Origin of the sequence: Tenacibaculum sediminilitoris, assembly GCF_964513795.1 — a bacterium.
Lineage (GTDB): Bacteria > Bacteroidota > Bacteroidia > Flavobacteriales > Flavobacteriaceae > Polaribacter > Polaribacter sediminilitoris.
Window position 1 is genome coordinate 1 of sequence record NZ_CAZEQR010000018.1, and the last position, 14391, is coordinate 14391.

General features: G+C 31.8%; 12 protein-coding genes. 11 read left to right on the forward strand and 1 reads right to left on the reverse strand.

The features are described 5' to 3' along the window. The 9 genes from ACKTSW_RS06540 to ACKTSW_RS06580 all read left to right on the forward strand — a co-directional run. Positions 1 to 3467 (forward strand): T9SS type B sorting domain-containing protein (locus tag ACKTSW_RS06540; RefSeq protein WP_408024473.1); only part of this gene is annotated, 3467 nt, incomplete at its 5' end. Between the two features lie 7 nt (positions 3468 to 3474). Then, positions 3475 to 4422: a PorP/SprF family type IX secretion system membrane protein gene (locus tag ACKTSW_RS06545; RefSeq protein WP_408024474.1), complete on the forward strand. Its 948-nt coding sequence runs from the start codon at positions 3475 to 3477 to the stop codon at positions 4420 to 4422. Positions 4423 to 4489: 67 nt separating this feature from the next. Next, a complete protein-coding gene (gene rluF, locus ACKTSW_RS06550) occupies positions 4490 to 5323 on the forward strand; it encodes a 23S rRNA pseudouridine(2604) synthase RluF (protein WP_408024475.1) in 834 nt (277 codons plus the stop codon). A gap of 70 nt (positions 5324 to 5393) precedes the next feature. Continuing rightward, the gene (gene tgt / locus ACKTSW_RS06555; protein WP_408024476.1) at positions 5394 to 6524 is read left to right on the forward strand and encodes a tRNA guanosine(34) transglycosylase Tgt; all 1131 of its coding nucleotides are present in this window, start codon (positions 5394 to 5396) and stop codon (positions 6522 to 6524) included. A 1-nt stretch (position 6525) separates the two neighbouring features. After that, complete coding sequence (locus tag ACKTSW_RS06560; protein ID WP_408024477.1) at positions 6526 to 7611, forward strand: LptF/LptG family permease; 1086 nt, start codon at positions 6526 to 6528, stop codon at positions 7609 to 7611. After that, positions 7598 to 8497 (forward strand): DMT family transporter, encoded by a 900-nt coding sequence (locus ACKTSW_RS06565; protein WP_408024478.1) that lies wholly within the window; start codon positions 7598 to 7600, stop codon positions 8495 to 8497. The genes ACKTSW_RS06560 and ACKTSW_RS06565 overlap by 14 nt, the downstream gene beginning before the upstream one ends. 105 nt (positions 8498 to 8602) lie before the next feature. Then, on the forward strand, positions 8603 to 9556 hold the full coding sequence (locus ACKTSW_RS06570; RefSeq protein WP_408024479.1) for an acetyl-CoA carboxylase carboxyltransferase subunit alpha: 954 nt from the start codon (positions 8603 to 8605) through the stop codon (positions 9554 to 9556). 288 nt (positions 9557 to 9844) lie between these two features. Next, positions 9845 to 10717 carry a cation diffusion facilitator family transporter gene (locus tag ACKTSW_RS06575; protein ID WP_408024480.1) on the forward strand — a complete coding sequence of 291 codons (873 nt, stop codon included), beginning with the start codon at positions 9845 to 9847 and terminating at the stop codon, positions 10715 to 10717. An 8-nt stretch (positions 10718 to 10725) separates the two neighbouring features. After that, on the forward strand, positions 10726 to 11463 hold the full coding sequence (locus ACKTSW_RS06580; protein ID WP_408024481.1) for a hypothetical protein: 738 nt from the start codon (positions 10726 to 10728) through the stop codon (positions 11461 to 11463). Between the two features lie 42 nt (positions 11464 to 11505). On the opposite strand, the gene ACKTSW_RS06585 is transcribed toward ACKTSW_RS06580, so the two are convergent. After that, positions 11506 to 12138: a 7-carboxy-7-deazaguanine synthase QueE gene (locus tag ACKTSW_RS06585; RefSeq protein ID WP_408024482.1), complete on the reverse strand. Its 633-nt coding sequence runs from the start codon at positions 12136 to 12138 to the stop codon at positions 11506 to 11508. An 86-nt stretch (positions 12139 to 12224) separates the two neighbouring features. On the opposite strand from ACKTSW_RS06585, the gene ACKTSW_RS06590 reads away from it, so the two are divergent. Together ACKTSW_RS06590 and ACKTSW_RS06595 are read left to right on the forward strand one after the other, a co-directional pair. Continuing rightward, complete coding sequence (locus ACKTSW_RS06590; protein ID WP_408024483.1) at positions 12225 to 13745, forward strand: helicase HerA-like domain-containing protein; 1521 nt, start codon at positions 12225 to 12227, stop codon at positions 13743 to 13745. Positions 13746 to 13789: 44 nt separating this feature from the next. Further along, the gene (locus ACKTSW_RS06595) at positions 13790 to 14350 is read left to right on the forward strand and encodes a hypothetical protein (RefSeq protein WP_408024484.1); all 561 of its coding nucleotides are present in this window, start codon (positions 13790 to 13792) and stop codon (positions 14348 to 14350) included. The last annotated feature ends 41 nt before the right edge of the window (positions 14351 to 14391 follow it).

A 14391-nucleotide genomic window follows, 5' to 3' on the forward strand; every position in this document is an offset into this window, starting at 1 on the left:
TTACAATTCCTAATGGAAACACAACCCCACAAACATATACAGTTACGGTACGAGATTTAGATGCTACACCAATGTGTGATGTTTCAAGAACTATTGAAATTCAACCAGAAATAAGACCAGACTTTACGGTAACAGCATCAATAAATAATATTTGTTTTGGAAGTACAGCTGGTGAAATTACTGTTTCACCAATTGATAATGGAATTTTACCATTAACATATACGATAAGCCCAGACCCTAATGGAGAAAGTGGAGTTTCATCAAGTTCAAATGTAACATTTACAAACTTACCAGCAGGAACTTACTCTATAATAGGAACGGCTACTAATGGATGTGATACAACCTTAAACGTAACAATTGATGAGAATCCAGTAATAGATGTTAGAAACGCTATAGTAGTAACACAGTTTGCATGTACAACGGGTAATACGACCAATAATGCAATAATAACAGTAGATAAAAATGCAATTATAGGAGGAACAGGAAACTATGTTCGTGTAGTGTTTTTAGACGCTGGAGGTAATGTATTACAAGATGATAGTAACTTTACATATATCTCTACAGATATAGCAGGAGGTACTTATACAGTAAATGTATATGATGAAAACAGTAATTGTTTTGGTTCTGATACAGTTGTAATAAATCCATTTACACCAATGACGAATGCTACTATTGTAGTAGATAAAGCAACAGATTGTATTAGTGGAGAAAACATTACTGTAAAAGTACAACCAGATGTTGCTAATGCAGAATATACAATAACTGGAGCTAATGCTGGTTATACAGCAACACAAACAGTCTTATTAGGAACAGATTCAGCTGTATTTATGGATTTACCTGTAGATAACTATACAATTGAAATCTTAAATCCAGTTACAGGATGTATTTTTGAAGCATATCATACCGTAGAACCTGCACCAGTATTTGATGTAGTATTTAGTAATATTCAAAGAGCTTGTTTTGGAGGTACAGGAAGTGTTGATATAAGCTTTGGTACAGAAACTCCATATGCAGATATTTATAACTATGAAGTTTTTGAAGTAGGTGGAGCATCAGTGACAACAGGCTCAGGAACAGGAGGTACACCAACTAATATTTCAGGTTTAGTACCAGGAAATTATTATGTTGTGATAACAATGCCAAATACACCATTCTGTACGTCACAAACAGAAAACTTTACAATTGAACAACCAACTATAGATTTATCTGTGTTAGGTACACCAACCTATATTAACTGTAATGTTTCAAATTCAGGTGAAATATTATTATCTGCTGAAGGAGGTTGGGGAGTTTATGAATACCAATTAGTAAATAATACTACTGGTACCACTGTTCAAAACTTTAGTAATGTTACAAGAATTACAGGCTTAAGTGCAGGTAGTTATACAGCTACTGTTCAAGATGTTAATGGATGTACTGCAGTATTTGATTTTATATTAGAGAATCCTGTACCAATGAATGCAGATGTAAATGTGGTAGAGAATCAATGTGAAGGAGAGTACACAGCAAGTATTGAAGTAACAAATGTAACTGGAGGTCAAGTACAAGACACAACGATTAGTTATTCTTACATATTAATATACCCTGACGGAGTTACACAAGTAGAACAATCGTCTAATACCTTTACTAATTTACCAGCAGGAACAAATTATCAAATCATAGTAAGAGATAATAAGCACAGTTGTCAATACACCACAACTAGAGATATTGTAGACCCAACAGAAGTTGTTGCATCAGCTAATATTACTGCAGATATTACTTGTAATAACTCAGAAGCTACGGTTGAAATGTCAGCAACTGGAGGTACGGGAGTACATGAGTTTAGTGCGGACGGAGTTACTTATAGCGTTGTAAATATTTTTAGTGTTGGTGCAGGTATACATACGTTCTATGCACGAGACAATAATAATTGTGTAGATACAGTTGTTGTAACAGTAGATGATTATGAAGAGTTAGTACCTACGTTAAATATAATGTCTGGTTTTGTAACATGTAACGGCGATGCCAACGGAGTATTATCAGCAGATGTAGTTGGAGGTTTTGGAAACTACGAATATCAATTATTAGATGATGCTAACAATATCATTGCAGATTGGCAAGTTTCGAGCATGTTTGGAGGTTTAGATATTGGAACTTATAAAATCAATGTTAGAAGTACGAATAGATTTGGAGTAGAGTGTTTTGCTGAAACGCCAACTCATATAATACAGCAACCAGAACCATTAGTAGTAGATGAAAACCATACTGATGTAAGTTGTTATGAAGGTAATGATGGTACTATTACAGTGTTAGCTTCTGGAGGTAACTTAACAGGATATGAGTATAATATCAGTTCAGACCCAACAAATAAGTTTGTGACAAACAATGTATTTAGAAACTTATCGGCAGGTAATTATACCATAACGGTTAAAGATAAACTAGGTTGTATTGAAACTGTAGATGTTGAAATATTAGAACCAGAAGAATTTACAGCCACTTTAGTTGATGTAACAGAACAAGTTTGTATAGATGACCCTTCTCCAACTATAACAATAGAAGTTCAAGGAGGTACCCAACCTTATTATGTTAGTATTAATAATGTAGAATTACCAACTCAGTACAATCAAAATACTATTGTGTTAGGAGCAGCTGAGAATATTCAAGGAGGCATGCCATACTTTATTACTGTAAGAGATAGTGGAGGAGGTTGTGATATTCCTGAGCCAATTAGATTAACAACAGCAGAGCCAGTAGACTTACAATTAACTGTAGATCTCGAGTATACTTGTCCTACAGGTAATATAATACTAGCAATTGTAGATGAAGCTTATAGAAGCAATATATCATATACACTTTTTGATGGTTCAGGTAACCCAGTAAGAATAAATACTACAGGAGAATTTATAGATGTTGCAGCAGGAAATGGTTATACAGTCACAGCAACTCATACAATAAGTTCGTGTTCTGAAAGTTCTACTAGTAACCCAATTGATATAGTAGATTATCAACCGTTGACAATGACAATTGATGATTCTGTTAAAAATACACTAATAGCAAATGCTTCATTTGGCTTGCCACCTTATGAGTTTAGCTTTGATGGTGGAGATTTTGGACCAGATAATGAGTTCTTAATTTTACAAACAAAAGACTATACAATAACGGTTAGAGATGCTAGAGGATGTGAGTTTACATTAACAGTTAAAGGAATATATGTAACTATTTTTATACCTAATTTATTCACACCAGATGGTGATGGAACAAATGACTATTGGTATCCTCGCGAAGTAGAAGACTACCATGATATTAGAGTATTTGTTTATGACAGATATGCACGTAATATTGCTGAGTTTAAAGGTGTAGTAGAAGGATGGGATGGTAATTATGAAGGAACACCATTACCATCAGGAGATTACTGGTATACAATTTATTATAAAGAGTTATCAGGGCAAGAGAAAAAAGTAATGGGACATTTTACACTATATAGATAAGAGTATAATGAGAAAGTTAATATTAATTATAAGTGTAGTATTTTGTAGTGTAAAAGTAACTGCACAAGAAGTAGAGTTGCCAAAGTATGTAAGTCATTTGGCAGATAATCCGTTTTTAATATCTCCAACCTATGCTGGTATTGGTACAGGCTTACAAGTTAGATTAAACGGAGTGAGTCAGTGGATTGGTGTTAAAGGTGCACCTGACACACAATCATTAACAGTTGAAGCACGCATAGCAGATACTTTTGGTGGAGGTATAACTGTTTTTAATGATAAAAATGGTTATACTTCCCAAAAGGGAGCTAAGTTATCATTTGCTAGTCACTTAACGTTAAGTGACTTTCATGATAGTTTTTTATCATTTGCATTAAGCTATAGTTTTATTCAATTAGGTATTGACACTTCAGAAAACAACTCTGGTCAAGACGTACCAAATAGAACTTTAAACAATTCAAATTTCGATGTTGGTTTGTTATATCGCTACGAGCGATTTAGTATTAGTACCAACATAATAAATATTTTAAATAAAGAAATAGAAAACTTTCAAACAGGAGAACCAGAAATACTGAGAAAATATACTGTATTTACATCGTATACATTTGCCAAAGTAAATAGGAATTTTGAATTAGAACCATCAATGTTAGTTGAATATAGAGAAGCAGACAAACGTTCTAGAACAGATGTAAATATAAAGGCAAGAAAAGGAGTTAGAGAAGGATACGTATGGGCTGGTTTAAGTTACACTTTCTTAAACGATCAATTTTTTCAACCAAATGCAATAGCACCTCTGTTTGGTATAAAGAAAAATAATTTATATATGTCATATGGTTTTAGTATTAATATGAATAAAACACAAGACTATAACTATGGAACACATATGATTACTCTTGGATTTGATTATGAAAGAAGACCAAGTTTAGCAAGATGTACACAAAAAATGATTATATTCTAAAAAATTAGAAAGTATAAATTACAAATCCTCAAGCTAAAACTTGAGGATTTTCTTTTTCTTTGCACTAATGGAAAATATAAGCGAAAACTCAATCAATCTAAATAAATATATCAGTAGTACCGGTATATGTTCACGTCGTGAAGCAGAACGTTTCATTACAGAGGGTAGAGTAACTATTAACGGAAAACCTACCCAATTAGGAAATAGAGTATATGAAGGAGATTTGGTAAAGATTGATGGAAAACCATTAAAACCAAAACCAAAAACAATATATATAGCCTTAAATAAACCAATAGGCATAGTTTGTACAACGGATAGTAAAGAACGTAAAAACATTGTAAAATTTGTTGGACATCCACAACGCTTATTTCCTATTGGTAGATTAGATAAACCTTCAGAAGGATTAATTTTTTTAACCAATGATGGAGATATCGTAAACAAAATACTTCGAGCAGGAAATAACCACGAGAAAGAATATATTGTGTCGGTTAATAAACCTTTTGATGAACGCTTTATAGAAAGAATGAGTAATGGAATTCCAATTTTAGGAACCGTTACAAAAAAGTGTAAAGTAGAACGAGTAAATGATACTAGCTTTAAAATAACTTTAATACAAGGATTAAATCGTCAAATAAGACGTATGTGTGAATACCTAGGATACGAAGTAAAAAAGCTGAAACGCACACGTATTATGAATGTTACTTTAGGAAACTTAAAAGTAGGAGAGTGGCGAGAATTATCATCTAAAGAAATGGATGAAATTAATAAGCTTGTAGCAGGCTCTTCAAAAACATATGAAGGAGCAGAAAAAAAGATTCAAAAAACTTCTTCTCTAAAAAACACTAAAACAAAGAAAAAAACAGATTTCAAATCGAAGTTTGGTAGAAGAAGAAAGAATTAAAAATCAGTAATAAGAAACTTTTAACTTTCTACTTTTAAACATTCAACTTACATGTGTATCTTTGCCACTTATGCAATTTGACTTAAAAATAACCGACCCTAGAAGTAAAGCACGAGCAGGTGTTATTACAACTGATCACGGAACTATTGAAACTCCAATATTTATGCCTGTAGGTACAGTAGCTACAGTTAAAGGAGTACATCAATCAGAATTAAAAAACGAAATTAATCCTGATATAATTTTAGGAAATACGTATCACTTATACTTACGTCCAAAGTTAGAAACTTTAGAAGCCGCAGGAGGTTTGCATAAGTTTATGAATTGGGATCGTAATATTTTAACTGATAGTGGAGGATACCAAGTATATTCTTTATCAGGAAGAAGGAAGATAAATGAAGAAGGAGTAAAATTTAAGAGTCATATAGACGGTTCTACACATTTCTTTACACCAGAAAATGTAATGGAAACACAACGTACCATCGGAGCAGATATAATAATGGCTTTTGATGAATGTACACCATATCCTTGTGATTATAACTACGCAAAGCGATCTATGCATATGACACATCGTTGGTTAGATCGTTGTATAAACCACTTTGATAAAACAACTCCAAAATACGGATATAGCCAGTCTTTATTTCCAATTGTACAAGGAAGTACATACAAAGATTTACGTAAACAATCAGCAGAGTATATCGCAAATTCAGGAGCTGAAGGAAACGCTATAGGAGGGTTATCTGTAGGAGAACCAGCCGAAGAAATGTATGCAATGACCGAAGTGGTTACAGCAATATTACCAGAAGATAAACCACGTTATTTAATGGGAGTGGGTACACCAATTAACATTCTAGAAAATATAGCTTTAGGGGTAGATATGTTTGATTGTGTAATGCCAACTCGAAATGCAAGAAATGGAATGCTCTTTACAGCACATGGAAGCATTAATATTAAAAATAAAAAGTGGGAAAATGATTTTTCTCCAATTGATGAAATGGGAATAACTTATGTAGATACACTATACTCTAAAGCCTATTTACGCCACTTATTTGCTTCAAAAGAAATGCTAGGAAAACAAATAGCCTCAATCCATAATTTAGGATTTTATTTATGGCTAACACGTGAAGCTCGTAAACATATTATAGAAGGGGACTTTGCAGTATGGAAAGACAAAATGGTAAAACAAATGGATAAACGTTTGTAATTTGAAAATACTAGATTGGTACATATTAAAACGTTATTTAGTAACCTTTTTGTTTACGCTACTTATTTTAATACCAATTGCGGTTGCTATTGATATTGCAGAAAAGATAGATAAGTTCTTAAGAGAAGAAAATCTAACACTCTTTGAAATAGCTAACGATTACTACAAAAATTTTATTATTTACTATGCTAATACATTTATGCCATTAGCACTGTTTATAGCGGTTATTTTATTTACATCAAAACTAGCAAGTAATACAGAAATAGTAGCAATTAACAGTTCTCAAGTATCATTTACACGATTCTTATATCCCTATTTTGTAGGAGCAACCATTGTTTGTTTAGTGGCCTTATTAATGAATCATTTTTTTGTGCCTACGAGTAGTAAAACAAGAAAATCTTTTGAAAAAAAATATTTAAATAAGAAAAGTTATGCTGATACTTCAATACGAGAGTTTAGCTTACAGTTAAATGATAGTACATATGTCTATATTCAAAATTTTGATTTAAAACGGAATTCAGGGTATAACTTTTCTATAGATATATATGAAGGTATAAAATTAAAAAGTAAACTCACATCCGATAATATTAATTGGAACGAAAAAGACAGTATATTTAAACTCTATAACTGGAAGAAACGGAAAATTTTTAAAAAAAGAGATAGTATTTTTTCAGGCAAAAGTTTAGATACAGCATTTTCATTTACACCCCAAGATTTTAATTATAAAAACATAATGGCGCAAGAAATGAACTCACCAGAATTGGTTAAGTTTATTGAAGTATCTAGGAAAAGAGGAATTAAAAATTTAAACGCATATTTAGTAGAATTATATAAGAGAACAAGTTTACCAATAGCAAGTTATATACTAACACTAATAGCAGTTGGATTGGCACATAGAAAAAGCAGAGGAGGTATTGGAGTGAATTTAGCTATTGGAATAAGTGTTATGTTTGTATATGTTTTCTTTTTAAAAGTAGCAGAAGTATTAGGAGCCGTAGCAGGAGCTAATGCATTGTTAAATGTATGGATACCTAATATGGTATTTGGTTTATACGCTATTTATTTATATTTCAATGCAAGGAGATAAATTAAAAAACTACCTTCATTTACATTTAATTGTTTTTATATGGGGGTTTACTGCAATACTAGGGGCATTAATATCTATTGATGCAGTTCCTTTAGTTTGGTATAGAATGCTATTAGCAGTAGGTTTTATAGCCTTATACTTTATAATAAGGAAGAAATCATTTAAAATAGAAAAAAAAGCATTAACCAAATTTGCTATTTCAGGAGTAATTATAGCTGTTCACTGGATAACTTTTTTCAAAGCTATAAAAGTATCTAACGTATCTGTAGCTCTGGTAATGATGAGCACAGGAGCCTTTTTTGCTTCATTTATAGAACCACTCTTCTTTAAAAGAAAAATCAAACCCATTGAAATAGTATTAGGTTTACTAGTAATAGTGGGGTTATATATTATATTCAATTTTGAAAGTCAGTACATACTCGGAATAATTTATGCCCTAATATCAGCCTTTTTATCTGCTTTGTTTTCAGTTTTAAACGGGTTGTTTATTCAAAAACACGATGCAAATAGAATTTCCTTTTATCAACTTTTATTTGGAGTATTAGGAGTAACACTATACTTATTGTTTACTCAGCAATTTTCAATAGCATTTTTTAAAATTCAAGCGACAGATTGGATTTACTTACTTGTATTAAGTAGTATTTGTACAGCTTATGCTTTTATAGCTTCAGTACAAGTAATGAAATATTTAACCCCTTATACAGTAATGTTAACCATTAATTTAGAACCTATATACGCTATTATTTTAGCGTTGATAATTTTTGGAGAAAAAGAACAAATGAATCCAGAGTTTTACTACGGAGCTTTTATTGTTTTGTTTGTAGTATTACTTAATGGAGTTTTAAAAAACGCTTCATCCATAAAAAAGAAAATCAGTAAAAAATAGTATATTAAGAAAAACGATCAAGGTAAACTGCCCAATTTTTTAGTATGTTTGCCTCTACAAACAAACGACTAACTAGAAAATTAGAAAATCAAACAATATACAAGAATGGAATATTTAGATTTTGAAATGCCAATTAAAGAATTACAAGATCAGTTGGTAAAATGCCATGTTATAGGAGAAGAAAGTGAAGTAGATGTAACAGAAACATGTAAAAAAATAGAAGCGAAATTAGCAAAAGCTAAAAAAGAGATATATAAAAACCTAACCGCATGGCAACGTGTACAATTATCTCGTCACCCAAACCGCCCGTATACCTTAGATTATATTAAAGCACTTTGTGGAGATACATTTATGGAATTACATGGTGACCGTAGTGTAAAAGATGACAAAGCAATGATTGGTGGACTAGGTAAGATTGGAGATCAATCTTTTATGTTCATAGGTCAGCAAAAAGGATACAATACCAAAACACGTCAATATCGTAACTTTGGTATGGCAAATCCAGAAGGATACCGTAAAGCATTACGTTTAATGCGTATGGCAGAAAAATTTGGAATACCAGTAGTAACTTTAGTAGATACTCCAGGTGCTTACCCAGGATTAGAAGCTGAAGAACGTGGACAAGGAGAAGCAATTGCTCGTAATATCTTTGAAATGACTCGTTTAAAAACTCCGATTATTACCATAATTATTGGAGAAGGAGCATCAGGAGGAGCTTTAGGAATAGGAGTAGGAGATAGAGTGTATATGTTAGAAAATTCTTGGTATTCAGTTATTTCACCAGAAAACTGTTCTTCTATTTTATGGCGTAGTTGGTCAGAAAAAGAAAAAGCAGCAGAAGCATTAAAATTAACAGCAGAAGACGGTCTGAAACTAAAAATAGTTGATGATATCATCAAAGAACCTCTAGGAGGTGCACACTCTGACCGTGAAGGAACTTTTAAAGCTGTTAAAGAGAAGATTATAAAAGCATACGAAGAGCTTAAAAAACTTAAGGAGAAAGAATTAATAGCTAAGCGTATGAATAAATATGAAAATATGGGAGTTTATAAAGAATAGCTTTATACCCAAAATACATACTATTAAAACTCGCCAATTGGCGAGTTTTTTTTATCTCAAATCATGAAGTAGAACTTCGTTATGAGAGAAGAAAACAAAATAAAAGCAAAAGCTTTTTCGATTTTCAGTATAGCATCACTATGGTTAAATTGAAAAAAATAATGAATATTTGGTTTTGCAGCATTTTCTTTTAGTAATAGATTTTCTATTGTATAACCTGAGATTTTTTAATAGTTTTCAAGTACCTTCGTACTATCTCATAAAAAGAAATTGTAATATTGTAACTTCATGAGTAAAGAAGAATTGGCTATAAAAACCACCTATTTTAGTATTCTCAGTAATACTAGTTTAGCAATTATAAAAGGATTAGCAGGTATCTTTGGAAATTCATATGCATTAATAGCAGATGCAATGGAGTCTACTACTGATATTTTTTCTTCTCTTTTAGTGTTATTAGGGTTAAAATATGCGAAAAGACCCGCAGATAAGAATCACCCATACGGACACGGAAAAATAGAACCTTTAATCACCTTTGTAGTAGTAGCTTTTTTGGTAACATCTGCAACAATTATAGCGTATGAAAGTATACAGAATATCCAAACGCCTCATAAAGTACCAAAACCATGGACGTTACTTGTTTTAGGAGCAATTATCATTTGGAAAGAAATATCTTTTCAAATAGTAATCAAAAAAAGTAAAGAAACTAATAGTTCTTCATTAAAAGCAGATGCGTGGCATCATAGAAGTGATGCGGTTACCTCTGTAATGGCATTTATAGGAATTTCAATAGCACTTATTTTTAAAGAAGGTTATGAAACTGCTGACGATTGGGCAGCCTTATTAGCTTCTTTTTTTATTTTATATAATAGTTACCTGATCTTTAGACCAGCCTTGGGTGAAATAATGGATGAGCATGTGTATGATGATTTAATAGAAGAAATAAGAGAAATATCTATGGAAGTAACAGGTGTTTTAGGAACAGAAAAATGCTTTGTTCGTAAAGCCGGAATGAAATATCATGTAGATTTACACGCTATTGTAGATAGTACTATTACCGTAAAAGAAGGACACAACATTTCACATAAATTAAAAGACTACTTAAGAGAAAAACTCCCAGATTTAGGGCATGTTTTAATTCATATAGAGCCTAATAAATATTAAAAGAAAGTATGTTTTGGAATAAAAAGAGAAAATTACCAGTATCTAAAGAAGATAAAGCTTGGGTAGAAGAAAGTATAGAATGGCTACGAATAGAGTTAGGAGAAGATAATTTTAAAAGAATAAAAACAGTAACGCCTACGAAAGATTTTTATAATAGGAATTTTGATGGTACTCAAGATGATGCTAAATTTATACTAGAACGTACAATGGAGTTAATGAACATTGATGATGTTGATATAAGGTTAGAGTTTTTCTCCGATTCTCCAGTTCAAATGAATGATGGTTCAATTTTAAGTACACCAGGAGATATACATGGAGAATGGAAAAGTGCATCAGGAACATTTGAGCAAACTATAGAAGGAACAATAATTTCAATAGAAGAGGAGCAACTTAAAAATCCAATATCTCTAATCGCTACAATATCACATGAATTAGCACATTATATTCTGCTTGGAGAAAATAGAATAGAAGAGAACGATGAATATTTGACTGATTTGACTGCTGTATTTTATGGGTTTGGAATTTTTATAGGTAACTCTAGGTTTACCTTTTCTTCTTTTAAAACAAGTGATGGTTTTGGTTGGGAATCAAGTGGGCAAGGTTATTTACCAGAGCAAATAATAGCTTATACATTGGCTTGGTTGTCAAAAAAACGAAAAGAAAATGTAGATTATTCAAAATTTTTAAAGAAATCACTAAAAAAATATTTTGATCAGAGTTTTAATTATTTAACTTATAAAAACTAGATTTAAATACTAAAAAAGCAACCCAAGTAGGTTGCTTTTTGTTTATGGTATATTTAAATACTTGTGTGTTTGTAAGGAAATTTTCCATTGAGGGTGCTCCATCACATAATCAATAATTTGTGGAGTCATTTTTTCCTTTTTACTCCATTCTGGTTGTAAAAATAACGTACACTTTTTACCAACTTTAGCAGCTTGTTCTTCTGCAAACTGAAAATCATTTTTATTATGAATAATCATTTTCAACTCATCTGCTTCTTGGTAAGCACGTTCCAAAGGTAATTTGTTTTTCTTAGGAGATAAACAAAACCAGTCCCAAACACCAGAAAAATTATACGCTCCAGAAGTTTCAATATGTGTTTTAATACCTTTTTCGTGAAGTTGCTGCGTAATATAATCTAAACTCCACATTAAAGGCTCTCCACCTGTAATTACCACAGTTTCGGCATATTTCTTGGCATTTTCAACAATGATATCTGTTTTTGTAGGTGGATGTAAATTAGCATTCCAGCTTTCTTTTACATCACACCAATGGCAACCTACATCGCAACCACCAATGCGAATAAAATAAGCAGCAGTACCAGTATGTGCTCCTTCTCCCTGAATCGTATAAAACTCTTCCATTAACGGAAGCATTTCTCCTATATTAATTAACTCTTGTACTTCTTTTTTCAACATAAGGGAGCAAAGATAGGCAACATTAAAAATTAATGAATGATTTTTGTTACTTTTACGTGTTTTTATCACAAAAAAGGTTATAAATAATGAGTAAAACCCAAGAGTTTTTCAAATACATCAAAGAAGGTTATACAACAAAAGGAGAGTTTATTACACTAGGGGCAGGAATGTTAGGAGAAGAAACAGTAACAAATGCTCATGTAAATATTCCTTTAAAAACATTAAATCGTCACGGCTTAATAGCTGGAGCAACAGGAACAGGGAAAACAAAAACCTTACAAGTGCTGGCAGAAAACATGTCAGAAAAAGGAATTCCTGTATTGTTAATGGATGTAAAAGGAGACTTAAGTGGATTAGCACAACCAAGCCCAGGACATGCTAAGATTGATGAACGACACGAAAAAATAGGAATACCATTTACACCAACAAAATTTCCTATAGAAATCTTATCAATATCAGAACAAGATGGGGTGCGTTTACGTGCTACGGTTTCTGAATTTGGACCTGTGTTACTATCTCGAATTTTAGATTTAACAGAAACGCAATCTGGTATTGTAGCTATCATTTTTAAGTATTGTGATGATAACCAATTACCATTATTAGACTTAAAAGATTTTAAGAAAATCCTTCAATATGTAACTAATGAAGGAAAAGAGGAAATTCAAGAAGAATATGGACGAATTTCTACAGCTAGTACAGGAGCAATTCTTAGAAAAATTATAGAAATAGAGCAACAAGGTGGTGATTTATTCTTTGGTGAAAAATCATTTGATGTTGACGATTTAACGCGTATTGATGAAAACGGACGTGGTGTTATTTCTGTACTGCGTTTAACAGATATTCAAGATAGACCAAAATTGTTTTCAACCTTTATGCTACAGTTACTAGCTGAGGTATATGAAACTTTCCCTGAGCAAGGAGATAGCGGTCGACCAGAATTGGTGATTTTTATAGATGAAGCTCATTTAGTATTTGATGAAGCTTCAAAAGCTTTGTTAAGTCAAATAGAAAGCATCGTAAAATTGATTCGATCTAAAGGAATTGGGTTGTATTTTGTTACACAAAACCCAAAAGATGTTCCAGAAGATGTATTAGCACAGTTAGGAATGAAGATTCAACATGCCTTACGTGCATTTACAGCAAAAGATAGAAAAGCAATTAAATTAGCTGCTGAAAATTATCCAGACTCTGAATATTACGACACCAAAGAAGTATTAACACAGTTAGGTATAGGAGAGGCACTAGTTTCTGTTTTAAATGAAAAAGGAATTCCAACACCGTTAGCGAGAACCATGTTACGTGCACCAATGAGTAGAATGGATGTGCTCACAGAGAAGGAAATTAAACAAGTTTTAGACAATTCGAGATTAATTCCGAAGTATAACGATGCCATAGATAGGGAAAGTGCATACGAAATGCTAAACGAGAAGATAGAAAAAATTAACGAGAAGAAAAATAAAGAAGCACGCAAAGAGGAAGAAGAAAATACAAGAAGAAGTTCATCAACACGTAGTAGAAGTACACGAATGAGTCCAATAGTAAAAGTATTAACCAGTGCTACTTTTATAAGGGCAGCTTTTGGAATTTTAAAAAAAGTACTAAAATAAGAAATACAAAAAAAAATAGACGTTTTAAATATAAAAGAAGACCAATGAGAAAATTAATGAAACCTGTAGTTATTGCGGTGATGTCAATACTGTTTATTCAATGTGGTAATAATAAATTTGATATTGCTAAAGGAAAAGTAGGAAGGCTAACGACCAAAACAACTGTTAACGAAATTGAAAACATATTTAAGCAAGATTCAGTAGTGAAAGTATTAAGTGAAGGAGTTAAAGGTGAAAATATTTTTCAAGAAGATGATAAGTATTTGATATATGAAAAAGGAGGGAAGCACTTACTAACAATTACTCCAAAAGAGCAATTAGACTCTACTTCAACCATTAAAAGTATTGAAATTTTTGATGAACGTTTTAAAACAAAAGCAGGAATCAATATAAAATCTACTTTTCAAGAAATAAACGCAAATACTAATGTAAATAAAGTAGAATCATCATTTTCATCAGCAACATTGTTTATCGATGATTTAAATGCGACAATTACCATTGATAATGAAGATTTAGGGTTGAAAGAATTTAGTACTCAAAAAGTAACCGTTGAACAAATTCCAGATTTAGCAAAAATTAAATCATTTACTATTTGGTTCAACTAAATATATACGAAGCCGAAACATTTGTTTCGGCTTTTTGATTA

Coding starts and splice junctions, on each gene's coding strand:
- ACKTSW_RS06565 (WP_408024478.1), top strand. CDS start 7,598: ATGCAAGGAGATAAATTAAAAAACTACCTTCATTTACATTTAATTGTT.
- ACKTSW_RS06595 (WP_408024484.1), top strand. CDS start 13,790: ATGAGAAAATTAATGAAACCTGTAGTTATTGCGGTGATGTCAATACTG.
- ACKTSW_RS06590 (WP_408024483.1), top strand. CDS start 12,225: ATGAGTAAAACCCAAGAGTTTTTCAAATACATCAAAGAAGGTTATACA.
- rluF (WP_408024475.1), top strand. CDS start 4,490: ATGGAAAATATAAGCGAAAACTCAATCAATCTAAATAAATATATCAGT.
- ACKTSW_RS06545 (WP_408024474.1), top strand. CDS start 3,475: ATGAGAAAGTTAATATTAATTATAAGTGTAGTATTTTGTAGTGTAAAA.
- ACKTSW_RS06580 (WP_408024481.1), top strand. CDS start 10,726: ATGTTTTGGAATAAAAAGAGAAAATTACCAGTATCTAAAGAAGATAAA.
- ACKTSW_RS06570 (WP_408024479.1), top strand. CDS start 8,603: ATGGAATATTTAGATTTTGAAATGCCAATTAAAGAATTACAAGATCAG.
- ACKTSW_RS06575 (WP_408024480.1), top strand. CDS start 9,845: ATGAGTAAAGAAGAATTGGCTATAAAAACCACCTATTTTAGTATTCTC.
- tgt (WP_408024476.1), top strand. CDS start 5,394: ATGCAATTTGACTTAAAAATAACCGACCCTAGAAGTAAAGCACGAGCA.
- ACKTSW_RS06585 (WP_408024482.1), bottom strand. CDS start 12,138: ATGTTGAAAAAAGAAGTACAAGAGTTAATTAATATAGGAGAAATGCTT.